The 16,053-nt window shown below is 47.4% G+C and carries 18 protein-coding genes; 13 read left to right on the forward strand and 5 right to left on the reverse strand.

Translation table 11 applies throughout. From position 1 onward, the window contains the following. Positions 1–8 precede the first annotated feature (8 nt). The 6 genes from DSZ37_RS12565 (at position 9) to DSZ37_RS12590 (ending at position 4,045) form a co-directional block, all read left to right on the forward strand. Positions 9–416 (forward strand): VOC family protein, encoded by a 408-nt coding sequence (locus tag DSZ37_RS12565; protein ID WP_109727243.1) that lies wholly within the window; start codon positions 9–11, stop codon positions 414–416. Positions 417–582: 166 nt separating this feature from the next. Next, positions 583–1,269 carry a phosphatase PAP2 family protein gene (locus DSZ37_RS12570; RefSeq protein ID WP_109727244.1) on the forward strand — a complete coding sequence of 229 codons (687 nt, stop codon included), beginning with the start codon at positions 583–585 and terminating at the stop codon, positions 1,267–1,269. Next, entirely contained in the window at positions 1,239–1,850 is a 612-nt protein-coding gene (locus DSZ37_RS12575; protein ID WP_109727245.1) for a helix-turn-helix domain-containing protein, read from the forward strand. Before DSZ37_RS12570 ends, DSZ37_RS12575 begins: the two co-directional genes overlap by 31 nt. Before the next feature lie 62 nt (positions 1,851–1,912). Continuing rightward, positions 1,913–2,677, forward strand: coding sequence for a zinc ribbon domain-containing protein (locus tag DSZ37_RS12580; RefSeq protein WP_109727246.1), 765 nt, complete (start codon positions 1,913–1,915; stop codon positions 2,675–2,677). Between the two features lie 134 nt (positions 2,678–2,811). Beyond that, entirely contained in the window at positions 2,812–3,240 is a 429-nt protein-coding gene (locus DSZ37_RS12585) for an RNHCP domain-containing protein (RefSeq protein WP_109727247.1), read from the forward strand. Positions 3,241–3,358: 118 nt separating this feature from the next. Then, positions 3,359–4,045 carry an AAC(3) family N-acetyltransferase gene (locus DSZ37_RS12590; protein ID WP_278298878.1) on the forward strand — a complete coding sequence of 229 codons (687 nt, stop codon included), beginning with the start codon at positions 3,359–3,361 and terminating at the stop codon, positions 4,043–4,045. Between the two features lie 89 nt (positions 4,046–4,134). Here DSZ37_RS12590 and DSZ37_RS12595 read toward each other — a convergent pair whose 3' ends face one another. Together DSZ37_RS12595 and DSZ37_RS12600 are read right to left on the reverse strand one after the other, a co-directional pair. Continuing rightward, positions 4,135–4,347, reverse strand: a complete 213-nt coding sequence (locus DSZ37_RS12595; RefSeq protein ID WP_109727249.1) for a hypothetical protein — start codon at positions 4,345–4,347, stop codon at positions 4,135–4,137. A gap of 134 nt (positions 4,348–4,481) precedes the next feature. Then, positions 4,482–5,075: a recombinase family protein gene (locus tag DSZ37_RS12600; protein WP_109727250.1), complete on the reverse strand. Its 594-nt coding sequence runs from the start codon at positions 5,073–5,075 to the stop codon at positions 4,482–4,484. Between the two features lie 90 nt (positions 5,076–5,165). On the opposite strand from DSZ37_RS12600, the gene DSZ37_RS12605 reads away from it, so the two are divergent. After that, complete coding sequence (locus tag DSZ37_RS12605) at positions 5,166–5,642, forward strand: hypothetical protein (RefSeq protein WP_109727251.1); 477 nt, start codon at positions 5,166–5,168, stop codon at positions 5,640–5,642. Between the two features lie 50 nt (positions 5,643–5,692). Here the strand turns inward: DSZ37_RS12605 and DSZ37_RS12610 are convergent, their stop codons facing one another. Both DSZ37_RS12610 and DSZ37_RS18010 read right to left on the reverse strand, forming a co-directional pair. After that, the gene (locus tag DSZ37_RS12610) at positions 5,693–7,000 is read right to left on the reverse strand and encodes a relaxase/mobilization nuclease domain-containing protein (protein ID WP_431768067.1); all 1,308 of its coding nucleotides are present in this window, start codon (positions 6,998–7,000) and stop codon (positions 5,693–5,695) included. After that, positions 6,904–7,656: a MobC family plasmid mobilization relaxosome protein gene (locus DSZ37_RS18010; RefSeq protein ID WP_242978626.1), complete on the reverse strand. Its 753-nt coding sequence runs from the start codon at positions 7,654–7,656 to the stop codon at positions 6,904–6,906. Before DSZ37_RS18010 ends, DSZ37_RS12610 begins: the two co-directional genes overlap by 97 nt. Before the next feature lie 709 nt (positions 7,657–8,365). On the opposite strand from DSZ37_RS18010, the gene DSZ37_RS12615 reads away from it, so the two are divergent. The 6 genes from DSZ37_RS12615 to DSZ37_RS12640 all read left to right on the forward strand — a co-directional run bounded on the left by DSZ37_RS12615 (position 8,366) and on the right by DSZ37_RS12640 (position 12,609). Beyond that, a complete protein-coding gene (locus DSZ37_RS12615; protein WP_181380314.1) occupies positions 8,366–9,055 on the forward strand; it encodes a CPBP family intramembrane glutamic endopeptidase in 690 nt (229 codons plus the stop codon). Positions 9,056–9,063: 8 nt separating this feature from the next. Beyond that, the gene (locus tag DSZ37_RS12620) at positions 9,064–9,657 is read left to right on the forward strand and encodes a Crp/Fnr family transcriptional regulator (RefSeq protein WP_109727253.1); all 594 of its coding nucleotides are present in this window, start codon (positions 9,064–9,066) and stop codon (positions 9,655–9,657) included. A 240-nt stretch (positions 9,658–9,897) separates the two neighbouring features. Next, entirely contained in the window at positions 9,898–10,236 is a 339-nt protein-coding gene (locus tag DSZ37_RS12625) for a hypothetical protein (RefSeq protein WP_109727254.1), read from the forward strand. Positions 10,237–10,253: 17 nt separating this feature from the next. Further along, a complete protein-coding gene (locus DSZ37_RS12630; RefSeq protein ID WP_109727255.1) occupies positions 10,254–10,739 on the forward strand; it encodes a hypothetical protein in 486 nt (161 codons plus the stop codon). Between the two features lie 4 nt (positions 10,740–10,743). Beyond that, positions 10,744–10,932: a hypothetical protein gene (locus DSZ37_RS12635; protein WP_109727256.1), complete on the forward strand. Its 189-nt coding sequence runs from the start codon at positions 10,744–10,746 to the stop codon at positions 10,930–10,932. Between the two features lie 120 nt (positions 10,933–11,052). Beyond that, complete coding sequence (locus DSZ37_RS12640; RefSeq protein WP_109727257.1) at positions 11,053–12,609, forward strand: recombinase family protein; 1,557 nt, start codon at positions 11,053–11,055, stop codon at positions 12,607–12,609. A gap of 13 nt (positions 12,610–12,622) precedes the next feature. Here DSZ37_RS12640 and DSZ37_RS12645 read toward each other — a convergent pair whose 3' ends face one another. Continuing rightward, the gene (locus DSZ37_RS12645; protein WP_109727258.1) at positions 12,623–15,745 is read right to left on the reverse strand and encodes a pectinesterase family protein; all 3,123 of its coding nucleotides are present in this window, start codon (positions 15,743–15,745) and stop codon (positions 12,623–12,625) included. Between the last annotated feature and the right edge of the window lie 308 nt (positions 15,746–16,053).

A 16,053-nucleotide genomic window follows, 5' to 3' on the forward strand; every position in this document is an offset into this window, starting at 1 on the left:
GTATTTTTATGAGACTTGACGGATTCGGACTTTTTGTCGATGATATGGGCAAAATGATACGCTTTTACAGAGATGTCCTCGGCTTCGAGATCAAAGAGGCGGAAGATACTTCAAACGTGTATCTTGTCAAGGACGGCACGCTGTTCCTGCTCTACGGCAGGAAAGATTTTGAGAACATGACGAGCCACAAATATGAGTATGTAAAGGGGCTCAACGGTCATTCCGAGATCGCATTGTATGTGGACACGTTTGATGAAGTCGATGCAGCTTTTCATGATGTTGTCAGCAAGGGTGCAACGCCTGTTTTAGAGCCGACCACGGAACCGTGGGGACAGCGTACTTGCTATATTGCTGACCCGGAGGGAAATCTTATTGAGATCGGCTCGTTTGGCAGACCGTTTGAAAGCAGAGCTTGATCTAAAAAAGTGTGGCGATCCGGTGCCACCATGCCCCAAAAAACACCGGTATTTCGCCGATGACACGCTCCGTGTCGCCGATGTGACGCAGCGGTTCTTTACATTTTCACAGTTCCATGGTATCCTGAGATCAGCCGAAAGGCAATGAACGAAAGGATCTGATGTAATGGAAAAGAATGGAAGAAAATTGCTACTTGCAGGCTTGGGGATGATGGCAGCTTTCATCGTCTGGACGATGCTGATACAGACGGTGGACGTGCAGCCTGTCGGACAGAACGGAACGAACATCGGCTTTGCTGGACTGAATCAGTGGTTTCATAAGTTGACAGGCGTACATATGGTACTCTACACTGTCACTGATTGGTTGGGACTTGTGCCGATAGCCGTCTGTATGGGATTTGGTATACTCGGTCTTGTTCAACTTGTAAGAAGAAAAAGCCTGTTCAAAGTAGACAGCGATATCCTGCTGCTTGGGGTATATTATATCCTCGTGATCGCAGGCTATCTGATCTTTGAGATGATACCGATCAACTACCGCCCGATTCTCATTGAGGGACGTATGGAAGCCTCCTATCCGTCCTCAACGACATTGCTTGTTGTCAGCGTGATGCCGACGCTTGCCTTTCAAGTGTGGCGAAGGGTACAGAGCAGTGCTGTAAAAAAGATCATATATACTTGTACTACTGCTTTCACGCTCTTTATGGTCGTGGGGCGGACAATATCGGGCGTACACTGGCTGACGGATATTATCGGGGCATTGCTGCTGAGTGCAGGACTGTATCTGCTGTATCACGGCACTGTCAGTCTGACGGAGGAACACAAATGGAATTCAGCGAAAAATTACAGACTTTGAGAAAGCAGAAAGGTCTGACACAGGAAGAGCTTGCGCAGGCACTTTTCGTATCACGCACAGCGATCTCAAAATGGGAATCCGGAAAGGGCTACCCGAGCATTGATTCCCTGAAGGAGATCTCCAAATACTTCTCGGTCACGATCGACGAGCTCTTGTCCTCGGAGGAACTCATCACCGCCGCACAGGACGATAACCGTAAAAATATTGCCGTTCTGCTCGACTTGCTGACGGGCTGCACCGACATCATGGCGCTGATGCTGCTCATCCTGCCGCTTTACCCGGAGAAGCTGGGCAGCACATTTACAGCGGTCAGTTTACTGCGGTATACGCAAATTGCATTACCGTTCGCCTGTGTCTGCTGGGGCTTGATGATCCTGCTGATTGCAGCAGGTGCAGTCAAGGTGCTGATGCAATACAGGCATATCGAAAAGGGACGCAGCGCAGTGACCGTTGCTTCCTTTGTGCTGAGCATTATTGCCGTGCTATTTCTGACCGCTGCAAGACTGCCATATGCGGTGACGGTCGTGTTTCTGCTGCTTATTGTCAAGGGAATACTGGTTTTCAGGGTACACAGCGTTTAATGCAACAGACAGTTGCTTGCAGTATGCCTTGATATATGCTATGATATAGGTGAGGTGATATTATGGAAACTAAAAACATCATTCAGGAACTTAGGATAAAGCACGGTATGTCGCAGGAGGAGCTTGCCAACAAGATTTTTGTCACAAGGCAGGCAGTAAGCCGTTGGGAGACAGGCGAGACCGTACCGAACACGGAAACCCTGAAATTGCTGTCCGAATTTTTCGATGTGTCGATAAATACACTATTAGGCGCTCCAAGAAAGCTGATCTGTCAGTGCTGCGGTATGCCGCTTGATGACAGTATCATAAGCCACGAAGCAGACGGCACTCTCAACGAGGACTACTGCAAATGGTGCTATGCCGACGGTGAATATATGTACAGCAATATGGACGATCTGATTGAAATATGTGTGAAAAATATGGTGAGTGCCGAACACCCCGAGAGCGAAGTCAGAGAATATCTGAGGTCGGCTCTGCCGCAGCTTGACTACTGGAAGCGATACGAACAGCTTTCGGACGGCGGAGAGTTTGATAAGTTCAAGCAAACGCTGATCGCTGAGATCAATGCATTGCAGATTGAGGGTATGCCGAAGTTGGATAAACTCAATGCCCTTGTGGGAAGCTATGTAAATCTGCCGTACAGACTGCCAAACGGAAACGCTGTGAAATTCCTTGACGACAACACGACCTATCTTGGCAATCAGCTCGAATGTGAATTTGGCGGTGATCGGTGCTTTGGTGTGCTGGCGAATATGGAGTTTATTCTTGTCTGTACCTATGAAAAGGACGGTAAAAATCCCGAGCTTATAATTTACAAAAAACGTTAATAACATGATTTTAAGGAGAAATGACTTTTGATTAAAAACAGAAAACTGGAGATTGCAGCGTAACCGGGAGGTTAACTGTGATCCCACGCTCCTCCCGGAAGAAAGGATATATCACACTTTCAGGAGGTATCCCCATGAACAGGGAACATAAGAAAAAAACACTTGAAAAAGGATATTATAAAACACACCCATGCAATGATACATTTATATGTAAGTTCTGCGGCAAACCTGTCGTGCCGACAGGTGCAGGCAGCGATCACCGAAATCATTGTCCATACTGCTTGTCAAGTCAGCATTTAGACAATGAACCGGGCGACCGTTCGGCAGACTGCGGAGGTATTATGGAGGCTGTCAGCGTATGGGTCAGAAAAAACGGTGAATGGGCTATCATTCATCGGTGCAAGATATGCGGAGCACTCAGTTCAAACCGCATCGCCGCCGATGATAACCCTATGAAGCTGATGTCGATCGCCATGAAGCCGCTTGCCACATCGCCTTTTCCGCTTGAAAAGATCGAGGAAATGACAATAGCTATGGGCGGTGACGGAGATTTGAAGTGGTAAGTAATAGGGAGGTCGGTTCATGATCACAAAGAATGATATATTTGAATTTCTGAAAAATTGCGGAGTAAAGAACGATGACAAACTGACGCTGCACTGTTCTCTGCGTTAGATCGGCAAAATCGAAAACGGTGCAGACGGTTTTATAGATGCATTCAGCGAATATCTTTCGGACGGTCTGTTTATCGTGCCGACTCATACATGGAACAGTGTTTGCAGAAGCAATCCGTTTTACGATGTCAGATCAACGATGCCTTGTATCGGTACTCTTGCAAGGGTGGCAGCCTTCCGCACGGACGGTGTCCGTTCCCTGCACAGGGCGCATACGGTATTTGGCAAAAGTGCAGCGGAATGGGTCGAAGGCGAGGAGCATTCAGCCTCTCCTGCACCTGTCGGCGGCTGTCTGAGCAGACTATACGAAGAATCGGGAAAGGTACTGCTGATCGGTGTAGGTCATGACAAAAACACCTATCTTCATGCCGTTGACGAACGCCTGCAAATACCTGACAGACTGAATCCCGAACCATTTACGATCACAATAAAAGATCACGAGGGCAATATGCTTGTGTCTCCACCGTTTCATACGCATTTTACCGCAGCAGCAGACACCTGCGTTTCGGAATACTATCCCAATTACAAGGAGGCATTTGAATATACGGGTGCGGTCACTTATTCACAGCTTGGCAATGCCTTGGTTTATGTCTGTGATGCAAGGAAGATGACGGATACGGCGCAGAGAATATGGGCAAAAGCAGACAGAGACCTTTGCATCTCCCACGAGCCGATACCTGCTGAATACTATCGGTAGAATTATTCGGATTTGCTTAAATACGATCTTTCTCAAACATAAACAAAGCGAGTTGTCATTACATTCTGACAACTCGCTCTTTTCTTTGTTTATTCGTCCTCATCACTGCACTCGTCAAGCCCATGCAAGAGCTGGATATAAACGCATTCGGCACGTTCATGCTCCTCGCCGTCAGTGGACATCATGAGTTCAAGGAAATATGCCTTTGCCTGTTCGTAGTCCGTCCAGACCTCACGCTTACCATTGCAGACAGTAGTGACCTTGCGTGATCTCGGCATAGCCAATTCGGGTATCTTTAACATAGCTGTATCCCTCCTGTGTTTTATTGTAGAAACATTATATCCCATGACAAGACAGGAGTCCAGCCCTGCGGAGTAATTGTAATAATAATTGTGCATTGCGCAGCAATATTATATAAATCCTCGGTGCAATATGCTCATGCAGAAACAGGCTCGGCAATGCCGTGAGTGGCTTCATACTCCCTGACACGGCGGTAAAAGGTGTTTGCCGACAAGCCCATTCTCCGCATAAAGTCACGCCCTGTGATGTTCTTCGACTTCCATTCCCCATAGAGCTGACCAAACCTCGTCCAGTCTATTTCAATGGGCTTTCTGCCCGTGTACTTGCCCTGAGCCTTAGCGATCTCGATGCCCTCACGCTGTCGCTGTTTGAGCTGTTCACGCTCCAACTGAGAAAGTGCAGCGAACACGGTCAACATGAATTTGCCCGCAGGAGTATCGGTGTCGATGTTCTCCTTGTGGCTGATGAGCGTTACCCCTTTGTCAGTGAGGGTGTCGATGATGTTCAGCAAGTCCTTTGTTGAACGTCCCAAACGGCTGATGCTCTCGATGTAGAGCGTGTCACCCTCACGCACATAGTCCAGCATAGCTTTAAGCTGAGGTCGGGCTTTGTTTGCTCCCGAAATCTTCTCGGAGAAGATGCGGTCTACCTGATAGTCGCACATGATCTCCTGCTGTCTTGCTGTCTCCTGATGTTCTGTTGAAACTCTGATATATCCGATTTTGCTCATAGTTGTTGTTTCCTTTCTTTTTTTGTTGATTTAGGGTTGACTTATTAGCGGTGGTGATGTATAATTCTATACATAAGGGGAGCAATGATTATGGATTATACAAAAATATTCACAAGAGCTATTGAGAATAAGAGTAAATATGAATTCAGGTCTGTATGTAGAGCAATTAACGCCTTCAGTAATTTCCATTGTGGAGATTGGGATAATTGGGCGGATAATTATTGGTATTTGCTGAGACCAACAATCGTAGTTAGTTATGATAAGTGTTATGGTTATTTGTGTGCCGAATATCCAGTTGCATTGCTTACTAAACACTGCCCAGATGAATTAATCAATTTTTTTGATGAATTTAAAATTCTTCATACAGCTCTTGAAGAACCAATGAGCTGTAATGAAAATATATTACAGCAATACGTTCATGATAAAATGGTATTTGATGAATGTTTTGTTAACAACTGTGATTACAGCTTTGATGATGAACGTTTCAAGATGGTTCTTCATAGGCTTGATACAGGACAAAAATGCTATGTCGATTCAAGTTGCTTTACAATGAAGGAGCTACGATAATCATACTTAATATGATAGCACGGCAAGGAGAACACCCTCCCTGCCGTTTTTTATTCAAGCTGACTTTTCTTTCTCTTGGCAGCCTGTTCGTTCTGTAAGTAGCGGTCGAGCGTCTTTTGGCTCTGCCGCTTTTTCTGTATCTGCTGGGCAAGTCTGTCCGCTTCTTTCTTTGAGGTATCGTACTTGGCTGACTGCTCGTTGTACTGCTCCTGAATCTTCTCCAATTGCTTACGCAGAAGTTCAGGTGACGGGACTTTTCCCTCCGGAACGATCTCCCGAATTTTCGCAAAAAGCCTGTCATACTCCGACAATTCATAGGCGCATTGCTTGCCGAATTTGGTCTGCTCCTTGCCTGTGAGCGACTTGTATCTCTTGTGAATGTCTGTGTACTTGATGACTTCCTCGACAAGCGGTAACAGTTCTTGTATCTCGTCCCACTGCTTTCGGAGGGCGGATTGTTCGCTTTTGGCAGACATTCTTTGTGAAAAAGCCGTGAGAGCTGCACTCTCCAATTCTTCAAGGGTGGTGTTATCGGCGGTCATTTCGTTGATAGCCTTGCTCGCTGCCTTCATATTCTCACGGTCTGCCCAGTTAGTCAAGCCCTGAGACTGTTGGAATTTCTCCGCTGTGGTGCGGATAATTCTTGCTGTCGGGCGGTGCGACATTTGGTACTTGTAACTCTCGATACGCCTTCTGATCTGCTGGCTCTCATAGAAGTAGCCCAGCGTTTTTGCCCTCGTCATTTTCGCCCTCGGATTGCGTTCCTTTTGCTCCGCAAGCATAAATTTCAGGTCGATTTTGTGGTCGGGATTGTAGTCTACAAGTATTCCGAAATCAGCACATTTCGCAAGGAAATCCTCAAAATCCTCGCTGGCCTTGATAACCTCGTCGATAGTTCTTTTTAGCTGTTCTTTCCACGACAAATTCTGCTGGTCAAGCTCCCACTCCCAATGGCTCTTACCCTTTGAAAGATGCGGATTTTCGATGATAGATAGTCCTTGTTTTCTGCAAAGTTCGTCCGAAATCGTGCGGAGTTTGCTCCACGCTCGTTCGGGAATTTTTCCCTGATTATGTTCAGTCTCAAAGGTCTTGCCCGTGTAGAAGTTCACATTGTTCACGATGATGTGATTATGCACATGAGAGTGGTCTACATGGACGGCAAGCACATACTGATACTCGTCATTGAAAAGCGCCTTGCAAAGTTCCTGCCCGATAAGCAAAGCCCGTTCGGGAGTGACTTCCCCCGGAGCGAATGATTGTATTATGTGCTGGCACTCGCTTCGGCTTCGTCCTGTGCCGACTGTCTGCCTGATGTTCCTAAACTGTTCTGATGCTCCAGATGGAGAAGATACGCACAAGTTGCTAACAACATATTTGCCGTCTGCGGTTTTGTCCGGGTTGCAGATATAAGCAATTGCACCGTATGTTCCCGTGTGGATCGTATGGATACGAGTAATCGCCAAACTTCTTCTAACCTCGCTTTCATATCGGAAATATCTTCATCATAAAGTTTACCGCCTTTGTTGACACGGTGGGCTACCTGATTGAACGAATTTGATATTGAGGAAATATACCTTGCTATCTGCTTGATGTCCTCGGTATCTTCCTCCACGTTCATTACGGTCAATGCAGAATAACGGCAAAAATCGCCCCTGCTTCTGAAACTCGTTTCAGCATATCTGCGGTTGATCGCTTCAAGCTCCATGTCGTTCACTCGGAATGTGATAAGGTGCTTGCGGACTTCGCTCGGCTCGGTGTCCTGCGGTGGAGATTCGCCCTCGGTGGTTTCGGGCGGTTCTGTGAAATCTACCTCGCCCGATTCTGTGACTTCCAACATTGGAACAGGCTCAGTAGCGGTGTCCTCGGCGGTATCCGTTTCAGAATTATCTGACAGCATATCCGCCTGCATTTCCTCCGCATAAGTGTGGGCAAGTTCCTCTGCAAGCTCCTCGACTTGCTTATGCTTGAACAGCTTTGCAAGGAAACCTTTTTCGGGCTTTTTGAATATTGACATTCTGATGTCCTCACTTTCTCGGCGGTTCTGCCGCCGTTCTTCGATTGCTCCTGCAATCGCTCTCAGGGGTCTTAGGGGAAATTTCCCCTGACAAGCCGTATGTGGTTTACGATTTTCCATAATCGTAATACGACATACCGTGCTTGTGAAAATTGATCGGGCGTTTCACGCCCTCACTTGTATTTCGCCGTTTCACGGCGATTTTTCACGCTCCTGCGTGTTTGGAGCTATGCGACTTTATCTCTGTTCCGCACGGCTCTGAGAGTATTTTACTGGGCTTCGGCGCAGTTACTATGCTGGGTGGGCGGCAGTCTGGTGAAACCTTCCGTTCGGCTCTCCCTGAGCCGATTTTGAATGTCGATATGCTTATCGTTACATTCAAATTTTTGCCCTGCCTGACCGCCCATGAAAATACCCTTCTACTTTACTACCGACGTTTTTGAGAAAATGCTCATGATTTTCTGAAAAGTTTACATTTTGTTCATGGCGATTCTCCCTCTTGCATAGATTCAACATGGAATTTCTGTGTATGATGACGGTGATTTCGGAGGGTGGATTTCTCGGAAATGGGATTGCTCTTTCGGGGACGATATGGTATAATTGATGGGGGATTATTAGGCGGTCAGATTATCTGTAGAATTATTTTTTCTTAACATAAGTCAATGACAATTGCTTGTTAATGTGCTATCATCATCTTGAGGTGATGATAATGAACAACACAAAATTTCAAAACGCAAGACAGGCTATTTCAACAACCGTTTTACTAACATTCATTGTCGCAGGATATGAGTTGCTCAGGGCTTGTCAAAGCTATCAGACGGGTATGAATCTGCTCGATATTGCGAGCTTCGCAAATGCCGATTTGAATACCTATTGCCTTGTGCTTATTCTTGCAAATATCATTCTTCTGCCGAAGGCGCTTTTGCTTTACAAGGAGAATAATATTTCGCTGAAAAATGAGATTTACTCAAAAGAAACTCTCAGAAGGGATATAACGCTCGGTGTGGTTCTTGCGGCTGTTTCTTCCGCAGTCAGCCTGCTTTCGTTACTTGTAAGCAAATGCAGAACAGAGCTTGCTTTTCCGGGTTGGAACAGACTCTCCGTCGGTGAGATCGTTCTTATGATAATATCTCTCGGCTTCGTAAGCGGCATCTGCAAGGAGATATATTTCAGAGGACTTGCAAAGTTTTTCTGCGGCGATGTGTTCGGAGAGACAGCGGCACTTCTGCTGTTTAACGTTCTGTTCGGAATGCTCGATTGGTTCAATATGGGACATTCTTTCCTTGTAGGTCTGCTTTGGATATGGGGTTATAGAAAGAGTGGAAAACTTATCGTGCCGATGATCGCACACGGGGGAATGAATCTTATTTCGGTGGCATATTTTATTTTTACTGCATGAGGTGTATCATGAATAAACAAATCATTATTGAACAGCTCACATCACTATCCGAAAAATATGACCTTGGATTGGATACCGAGATACTTGAACGGATAGTTAAGCTCTCGACATTTCGTATCATCGGAAAAGGCACTCTGATACAGCATATCGGTGAAAAAACCAATACCGCCGCATTAGTCCTCGACGGAATTACACGGTGCTATTATATCGACAGTGACGGCAATGACATCACGCGCGGATTTTCCATAACGGGAACGCTGTGTATGGACGAGGGTATGTTCGGCTACGGCGAAAGCCTGACCGAGTGGGAAACTCTCACGGACACCACGCTTATGCTCTTTAATGTGAGCGAGATCAAGTTGCTTATAAATGAAAATGATGCCTTAAAAAGCGCATATATTCAGCTTCTTGAAAATGCTCTAAAATACAAGATATACAGGGAGAACGGCTTTCTTGTGGAGAGTGCGTCAGAAAGGTATCTTCATTTCAGGAAAATGTTTCCCGAAATATGCCAAATGGTCAAGCAACAATACATAGCTACATACCTCGGTATCGCTCCCGAATCACTAAGCCGTATAAAAAGGTCTCTTAAAGAAGGCTAAAGGTATTTCCTTATTTATTCCTAAAAATGGATAATCATATATAGTGCAGGGCATTTCACAGCTCTGCATTTTTTATACTCATTTCAAAATTCCCCATAACAATTTCACGATAAGAAAAGTTTTATGGCGCACTCAACTTCATGCGCACTGCGAATAGACTTTCACCCCGAAAGTGCGCTATAATTTTAGTATGGGGCTGAGGTATCGGCTCGACTAAAATTTCAGAATGGTGGTGATGATATGGCTACGACTTCTATCGCTGACAAGCTGGCGAAGCTCGAAAAGAAGATCGCAAAGCGTGAGAAAACTATCGCTGACGAGACAAAGGAGCTTGATAAGGATAGAGCAGAATATAACAAGCTCTACATCATGTTCCTGTCCGACAAGTACAAGCTGAGCGGCAAAGACCTGTTCTCCGCAATCGAGCGTGAGCATGAACAGCTTGAAAAGCTCCGTGAGGGTGAGCAGTCCGATGATGATGCGGACGGCACTTCCTCGGTCACGGACGATGAGGACAAGCAGGACGATACTGCCGCCAAGCACAGCAGTTTTCCCCATAGCTACTCAGGCAGTAATTGACGGAAAGGGGGCTTTGAATGAGTGACTATGTTTTCCTCGTTGGTGACGATTATGAGAGCAGTAACAAGGAATATGTTTCAATAAATTCTGACAAGGGAAAGCTGATAAGCATTGCCCTCGCCGCAAGCGGTATTCCGTTCAAAGGGCGTTTCGACAAAGAGCGTATGCTGTTCAACTATGACGGCATTTACAAGGAGTCCGTTGATGAGATCATTGCAAAATTCACTTCGGACGATTATGCCGTACAGCGTGACGAGATAGCGGAGCATAAGGGCGATGAATGTCTTTATTTCCTGCCTGCTGTCGCAAAACTTTTGCGTATGACTGAGGGTACGCTCCGCCGCAGACCTCTTGACATTCAGCTTGCCGTCTGCAAGCGGTATGTCGATAACTGGTACTGCGATACTTACACGATCCAGCATGAGCTGAAAGATGCGATGATGCTGATAACCAAACCCGAAATGACAGACAGCGAGAAAGAAAAAGCTGTCGGAAAGGACTAAAAATTTGAATACAACATCTGCCGTAGAGAAAAGAGAGAAGGCAGTTGACTATGTATCTGATGAGGGTATCAAGGTGAGAGTTTCTTACCCCGATGATGTTCCCGAAACGATCAGACAGCAGAAGATCAACAAGATGTACGATATTTTCCTCGGTGCAATGCGCCGCAACGAAACAGAAGAAACAACTGAATGATCTGGCAATCTGCCGAAAAAGATTACAGTTATGATTATGCTGTTGCAATTTTCGGACGGTTGCGCTATGATATAGATGTAAAACCAACCGTCCGATTGCAAACGCAATTGGAGGTCAACAATGAGAAAATCAACTAAAACGAATGACGGTATCACGGCTATCTATGTACGCCGCTCCGTCAGCGACAAGGATAAGGGCAACAATTCGCTGTCCATTTCCGCACAGAAGGAGGAGTGTATCAGGTTTGTGGGCGAATGCAACTATCGTATCTACTGCGATGACGGCAAGTCGGGCAAAGATGTGATGCACCGTCCTGCATTTATGCAGATGATGAGTGATGCCCGTGAGGGTCTTATCAGCAGAATCATCGTGAAGAAGTATGACCGTTTCAGCAGAAATATGAGGGAATACTTGAATATTACGGACGAGCTTGACCGCTATGGTGTGACCGTGTATTCTCTTTCAGAACCGTTTAATACGGAGACAAAAGAGGGGCGAATGATGCGAAACAATCTGCTGAACTTCGCAGAGTTTGAGCGTGAGACGATCGCCGCAAGAGTGGCTGATGCTTTCCAGACTAAGGCAAGGGAAACAGGCTTTTATCAGGGCGGTAAAGTTCAGTTCGGATATACTCCCGAAAGAAGAACAATTAACGGCAAGACAGGCTCGGTGCTTGTTCCCTCGGAGAATGCTGAGGCAGTGCGTGTGGCGTATGAACTGTATCAAAATCCCGATATGTCGCTCCTGAAAATCATTGATTATTTCAGGGAAAATAACATCAATGTCACCAGAGCAACCCCACGAACCAAGACAGGTATTTCCAATATGGACAGGTCGCACCTAAGCCGTATCCTTGAAAATCCGCTATATGTGAGGGCTGACAAGGAGGTCTATGCATACTTTTCATCAAAGGGCTATGAAATGCTCGACGATATTGAAGCGTATGACGGCATTCACGGCTTGTTCGTTCACGCAGGCGGTGAGCAGGGCTATTTTGTTAAGGTCGCATATCATGAGGGGCTTGTCCCAGCGGACACATGGCTGAGAGTTCAGGACAAGAAAAGTCATAATCAGAAATTCAACAACAATGGAGTAGCACTCAACTCATGGCTTGTGGGAATGATGAAGTGCGGTAACTGCGGATATGCTATGCACATCAATCACAGCACTAACAAGCAAGGCAGAACATACCGTTATTTTTACGATTACGGAAGAAAAACTATGACAGGGTGTTCCCATGATTACGCAACGGAGTTGAAGCCCGATCAGGTCGAAGATATTGTTTATATGGAAATGTGCAAGCGCATTGAACAGCTTGTTATCGCAAAGCACGAAAGCACAAAACCCGATCCCGACAGCGAAGCCGTGAGGACGGAAATTATCAAGGTCGATGAGGAGATTGGCAAGCTCATGGGCAGACTTGCCGATGCGGACGATGTGCTTTTCAGCTACATTCAGGACAGGGTGAGCAAACTCCATGAGCAGAAGTCGGCACTTGAAAGAAAGCTCCAGACCAAAACTCGTAAGCGTAAGGCAATCGACACGAAACCGCTGGAGGAGCCGCTGAAAATATGGGACAGTCTGACGGTGCAGGAGAAGCATAATATTGCCGTTATGATGATCGATGTGGTCTATGTGAGCGATGAAAACGGCGTTGAGGTCGTTTTTAGTATATGAAAAAACAGCGTATTTACGCTGTTTGAAGCTGTTGTGAAGGTGTTGCGTAGGGCGTCTCTGCCACAAATGCCGTATAGTTCATGCAGGCACCGCTCATGCCGTTGGTGCCGAGAGTGAGAGTTTCTCCTGCCTTGATCTCCTTTGCGTAAACGTCAAAGGGTCTGACAGCTTCGCTGTCGTTTATCTCCACAACATCGCCTGTTTTTGTGAAACTACCCAGCCATGAGGGAGGAGTTGTGACTCTCTCGTCAAGCGCAACATAGACCGTGATGTCCTTTGCAGCTGTTATGACCGCAAGGTCGGAGTCTGTGTTCTTGGAGTTGCAGGCTGTGATGATATGCTCGCCGCCACTGATCACAGCAGGAACAGATGCGATAACGTGCTCGCGGTCGCCGAATGCCTTGTCGCCAACGCCGAAGCTCTCTGCGATGGACCACTGTGCGCCGTAGCTTGCGTCCTTAACATCAAGGCGAGCGATAAGCGCGCTCTTCATGGGCTGGTCAATGACAACAGGTTCGCCGCCCTGTGATACTGAGCCTGCGTTGTATGCCTTGTTCTGCATACGTCCTGCGTAAGCTGTTACCTCAGCCTTTGCAGCGTCTGCGGACTGAACATTGTAGCTTCCGTAGATCTTTGATGAATCGGTATCGAAGTTGTCGTAACCGTCTCCGCCTGATTTCAGGTTGTTGATGTAAGCTTTGTCAGTGCGGGAGTTAACTATCTGGTAAGCCAGTCCGCTGCCCATATTGCAGCCGTCGAACTTGTCACCGTAGGACTTTATAGTTCCCGAATAAGCATCGCTGCCCATATTTACTGCGTCCAGAGGCAGATAGGTATTCTGGTAGTAATTTGCCTCGGAGAACACCTTTGAATTATAGGAAGCGCCTATTCCGTACTGCTTGTTGTTATAGAAGTAGTTGTTGTAGCTGTGGATATGTGCGTTTCTCGCACGGGGATTACGGGACTCGGTATTGTTGAACCAGTTGTGGTGGTAGGTTATCCAGTCCTGCATATGGCTCGTTCCGCCGCCTACAAGAGAGGTCTTGTGGCAGTCCTGGAATACATTGTACGAAACAGTAACGTACTCCGTCCACTTTATATCCAGTGAGCCGTCACCGTCAGCCTTGTCGGCGTCAACGGTGCCGTTGCCCGCATAGGCATTGTAGCCCTTTTCGATAGTGTTGTTGTGTATCCACATATGCAGGGACTTGCTGTCGGAGCTTCCCGACATAGACACACCGTCATCGGGGTAGTTTCCCAGCCACAGGTTGCGGACCTCACAGCCCTTGCTGCGCTTCATCTCGAAGCCCCACTGCTTGAGGTCGGCATCATAGCCGATACCCTCGATAGTTACGTTCTCGGCGTTCTGGAGATAGAGCATGGATGAACCATCGTTCTGCTTACCGTCGTTAGCCTTTGCCCCCGAGGGAACATCAATGCCGCCGATGATACGGAATACCACGTTCTTGGGCTTTCCGCTGTAGAAGATATTGTAAAGACCCGTCTGACCGCCGTAGGTTATGGAGTCCTTATTGGAGTTGGTGACGTAGATAACATTTGCTCCCGACCTGAGAGTACCGTCGCTGTTATAAGCGCCCACGCCGTCGGAGGTGTTCCAGTGAGCATAGCCGCTGCGGTCGAATGCCATTGTCTTGACTGTGCAGGAGGCTGAGCCGTTGGAGCCTGTCAGGCTGATATTATACTCGGTATTGCCCTTGAGTCCGGGGATATCGACTCTTGTACCGCGTATGAGCTGCGAGTCCACTGCGGTATAGTCTGAGCTGCCTGCCTGAGCGTAGCTTACCTTCACATTATTGCCCAGCTTGGAGCTGTCGAACTCCACGAAGGCTTCCTCGAACCAGCCGCCGCAGAGCTTTATAGCTCCGTCCACATTGCCCGAAGGCTGCTGGGGCTGCTGACTGCTGCCCGAGCCGTTAAGAAATGTGGGAGTCCAGTTGTTGAGGTAGTTCTTGATGTTGATGTTTGCAGCGTCGCTGTCGGAGACAGTATGTCCCTTGCGCTGTGAGAGGTCCACCTTCTGACCGTTTGTGAGCTTTGTGCCGTTCTCCTTGAAGCCGTCAACGGTCTCGGGCTGAACGCCGCTCATTGAATACCAGCCTGCTGCGGTTATCATATTGCTGTTCTGGAGAGTGGTGTTCACGAACAGGACCTTTGCGCTCTGTGCCCAAGGTCTGCCCAGATAGCCGGCAGCTACCGTAAGATCGGGGTTTGCAGTCACCTTGCAGTCCTTGAAAAGATAGCCCGTATAGGGGCTTCCCTGCTCTCTTGCAGCGGTGATGTAGCCGCCTACCGAGCCGCTGCTGTAGCCCTTCCAGCGGAGCTCGCAGTTATCGAAAACAGCGTTGCTTCCGCCGAAGATGTAGTCTGTCTGACCCTCGATGAGGCAGTTCCTGTAGTACTGAGGAGAGCCGCCTGTGTAGAGAGTATCCTGACTTGACAGGAACTTGCAGTTCAGGAACTCGGCATAGCCCGTATCCACTGAGAGAGCTGCCGCGCGCTCGGTATAAGCCTTTGACTTTACGTCAACGCCGTTGGTGCGCTGTACCTTGAGAGTCTCGTTGGTACACTCAACGCCGTCTGCCAGCTCCTCCTGAGTGATGTAGCGGTTGAAGGAATTCTCAAAGACGATATTCTCAGCCTTGAAATATGTAGCCTTTGGCCAGAGCTGCACAGTAGCGCCCCAGCGGTAGTTGGAAGCATTCTTGCCGCTCTTTGAAGCTGCAAGATTTCCGTCGTAATAGCCCTTGGAGTTGGCGCTGTAATACTTATAACCGATACCGTAGTACCATGTGAGGACAACATCGCCCTTTGAGGGCTCGTCGTTAACGAATGAGATGTAGGGCGTCTGTACGATGACCTGCTGACGGTAGGTACCGGGAGCGATGTGAATGGTCACGCGGTTCTGCTCCGATGAGGGGTTAAGGCTTGCAGCTCTGTCAACAGCCGCCTGAACTGTTGAGAAATTGTTGCTTCTGCCCGAATAGCCCACATAGAGGTCAGTGCCTGCCGCAGCAGCTCTGAATGTCGGGAACACCGACAAAGCTGCCAGAAGGACCGCAAGGGCAGAGACAAAAGCGAGAAGCTGCAAGGTTAGCTTTTCTGTTCTGCTTTTCATGTTTTTACTCCTTTTCAATACGCCGCAGTCCGCTGCCTAAGGCGGAGCTGCCGAAAAATCGCGGTGTAACACCTCGAAAGCCCACAGGGAAAGAGCATCCTCGGAATATACACCTATACACCATAATTATATCATGCTTTTCCGTATTTGTAAATATCTTCTTATAATTTGCGGCAATATTTGTGGAATTATACAATGGTAGTTTCTCCCCTTTGGCTATATTTCAGAAATACGCTCATCATTTAATTCACGGCTTAAAATAGCGGAATAAAAAAGTTTTCGCGGCAGTTATTGACAATGTTCACCAA

Source organism: Ruminococcus flavefaciens (assembly GCF_900116855.1).
Taxonomy (GTDB): Bacteria; Bacillota; Clostridia; order Oscillospirales; family Ruminococcaceae; genus Ruminococcus; species Ruminococcus flavefaciens_R.

Bases quoted from the DNA above. Each gene is read 5' to 3' on its own strand.
- DSZ37_RS12565 (WP_109727243.1), top strand. From the start codon at position 9: ATGAGACTTGACGGATTCGGACTTTTTGTCGATGATATGGGCAAAATG.
- DSZ37_RS12570 (WP_109727244.1), top strand. From the start codon at position 583: ATGGAAAAGAATGGAAGAAAATTGCTACTTGCAGGCTTGGGGATGATG.
- DSZ37_RS12575 (WP_109727245.1), top strand. From the start codon at position 1,239: ATGGAATTCAGCGAAAAATTACAGACTTTGAGAAAGCAGAAAGGTCTG.
- DSZ37_RS12580 (WP_109727246.1), top strand. From the start codon at position 1,913: ATGGAAACTAAAAACATCATTCAGGAACTTAGGATAAAGCACGGTATG.
- DSZ37_RS12585 (WP_109727247.1), top strand. From the start codon at position 2,812: ATGAACAGGGAACATAAGAAAAAAACACTTGAAAAAGGATATTATAAA.
- DSZ37_RS12595 (WP_109727249.1), bottom strand. From the start codon at position 4,347: ATGTTAAAGATACCCGAATTGGCTATGCCGAGATCACGCAAGGTCACT.
- DSZ37_RS12600 (WP_109727250.1), bottom strand. From the start codon at position 5,075: ATGAGCAAAATCGGATATATCAGAGTTTCAACAGAACATCAGGAGACA.
- DSZ37_RS12605 (WP_109727251.1), top strand. From the start codon at position 5,166: ATGGATTATACAAAAATATTCACAAGAGCTATTGAGAATAAGAGTAAA.
- DSZ37_RS18010 (WP_242978626.1), bottom strand. From the start codon at position 7,656: ATGTCAATATTCAAAAAGCCCGAAAAAGGTTTCCTTGCAAAGCTGTTC.
- DSZ37_RS12615 (WP_181380314.1), top strand. From the start codon at position 8,366: ATGAACAACACAAAATTTCAAAACGCAAGACAGGCTATTTCAACAACC.
- DSZ37_RS12620 (WP_109727253.1), top strand. From the start codon at position 9,064: ATGAATAAACAAATCATTATTGAACAGCTCACATCACTATCCGAAAAA.
- DSZ37_RS12625 (WP_109727254.1), top strand. From the start codon at position 9,898: ATGGCTACGACTTCTATCGCTGACAAGCTGGCGAAGCTCGAAAAGAAG.
- DSZ37_RS12630 (WP_109727255.1), top strand. From the start codon at position 10,254: ATGAGTGACTATGTTTTCCTCGTTGGTGACGATTATGAGAGCAGTAAC.
- DSZ37_RS12640 (WP_109727257.1), top strand. From the start codon at position 11,053: ATGAGAAAATCAACTAAAACGAATGACGGTATCACGGCTATCTATGTA.
- DSZ37_RS12645 (WP_109727258.1), bottom strand. From the start codon at position 15,745: ATGAAAAGCAGAACAGAAAAGCTAACCTTGCAGCTTCTCGCTTTTGTC.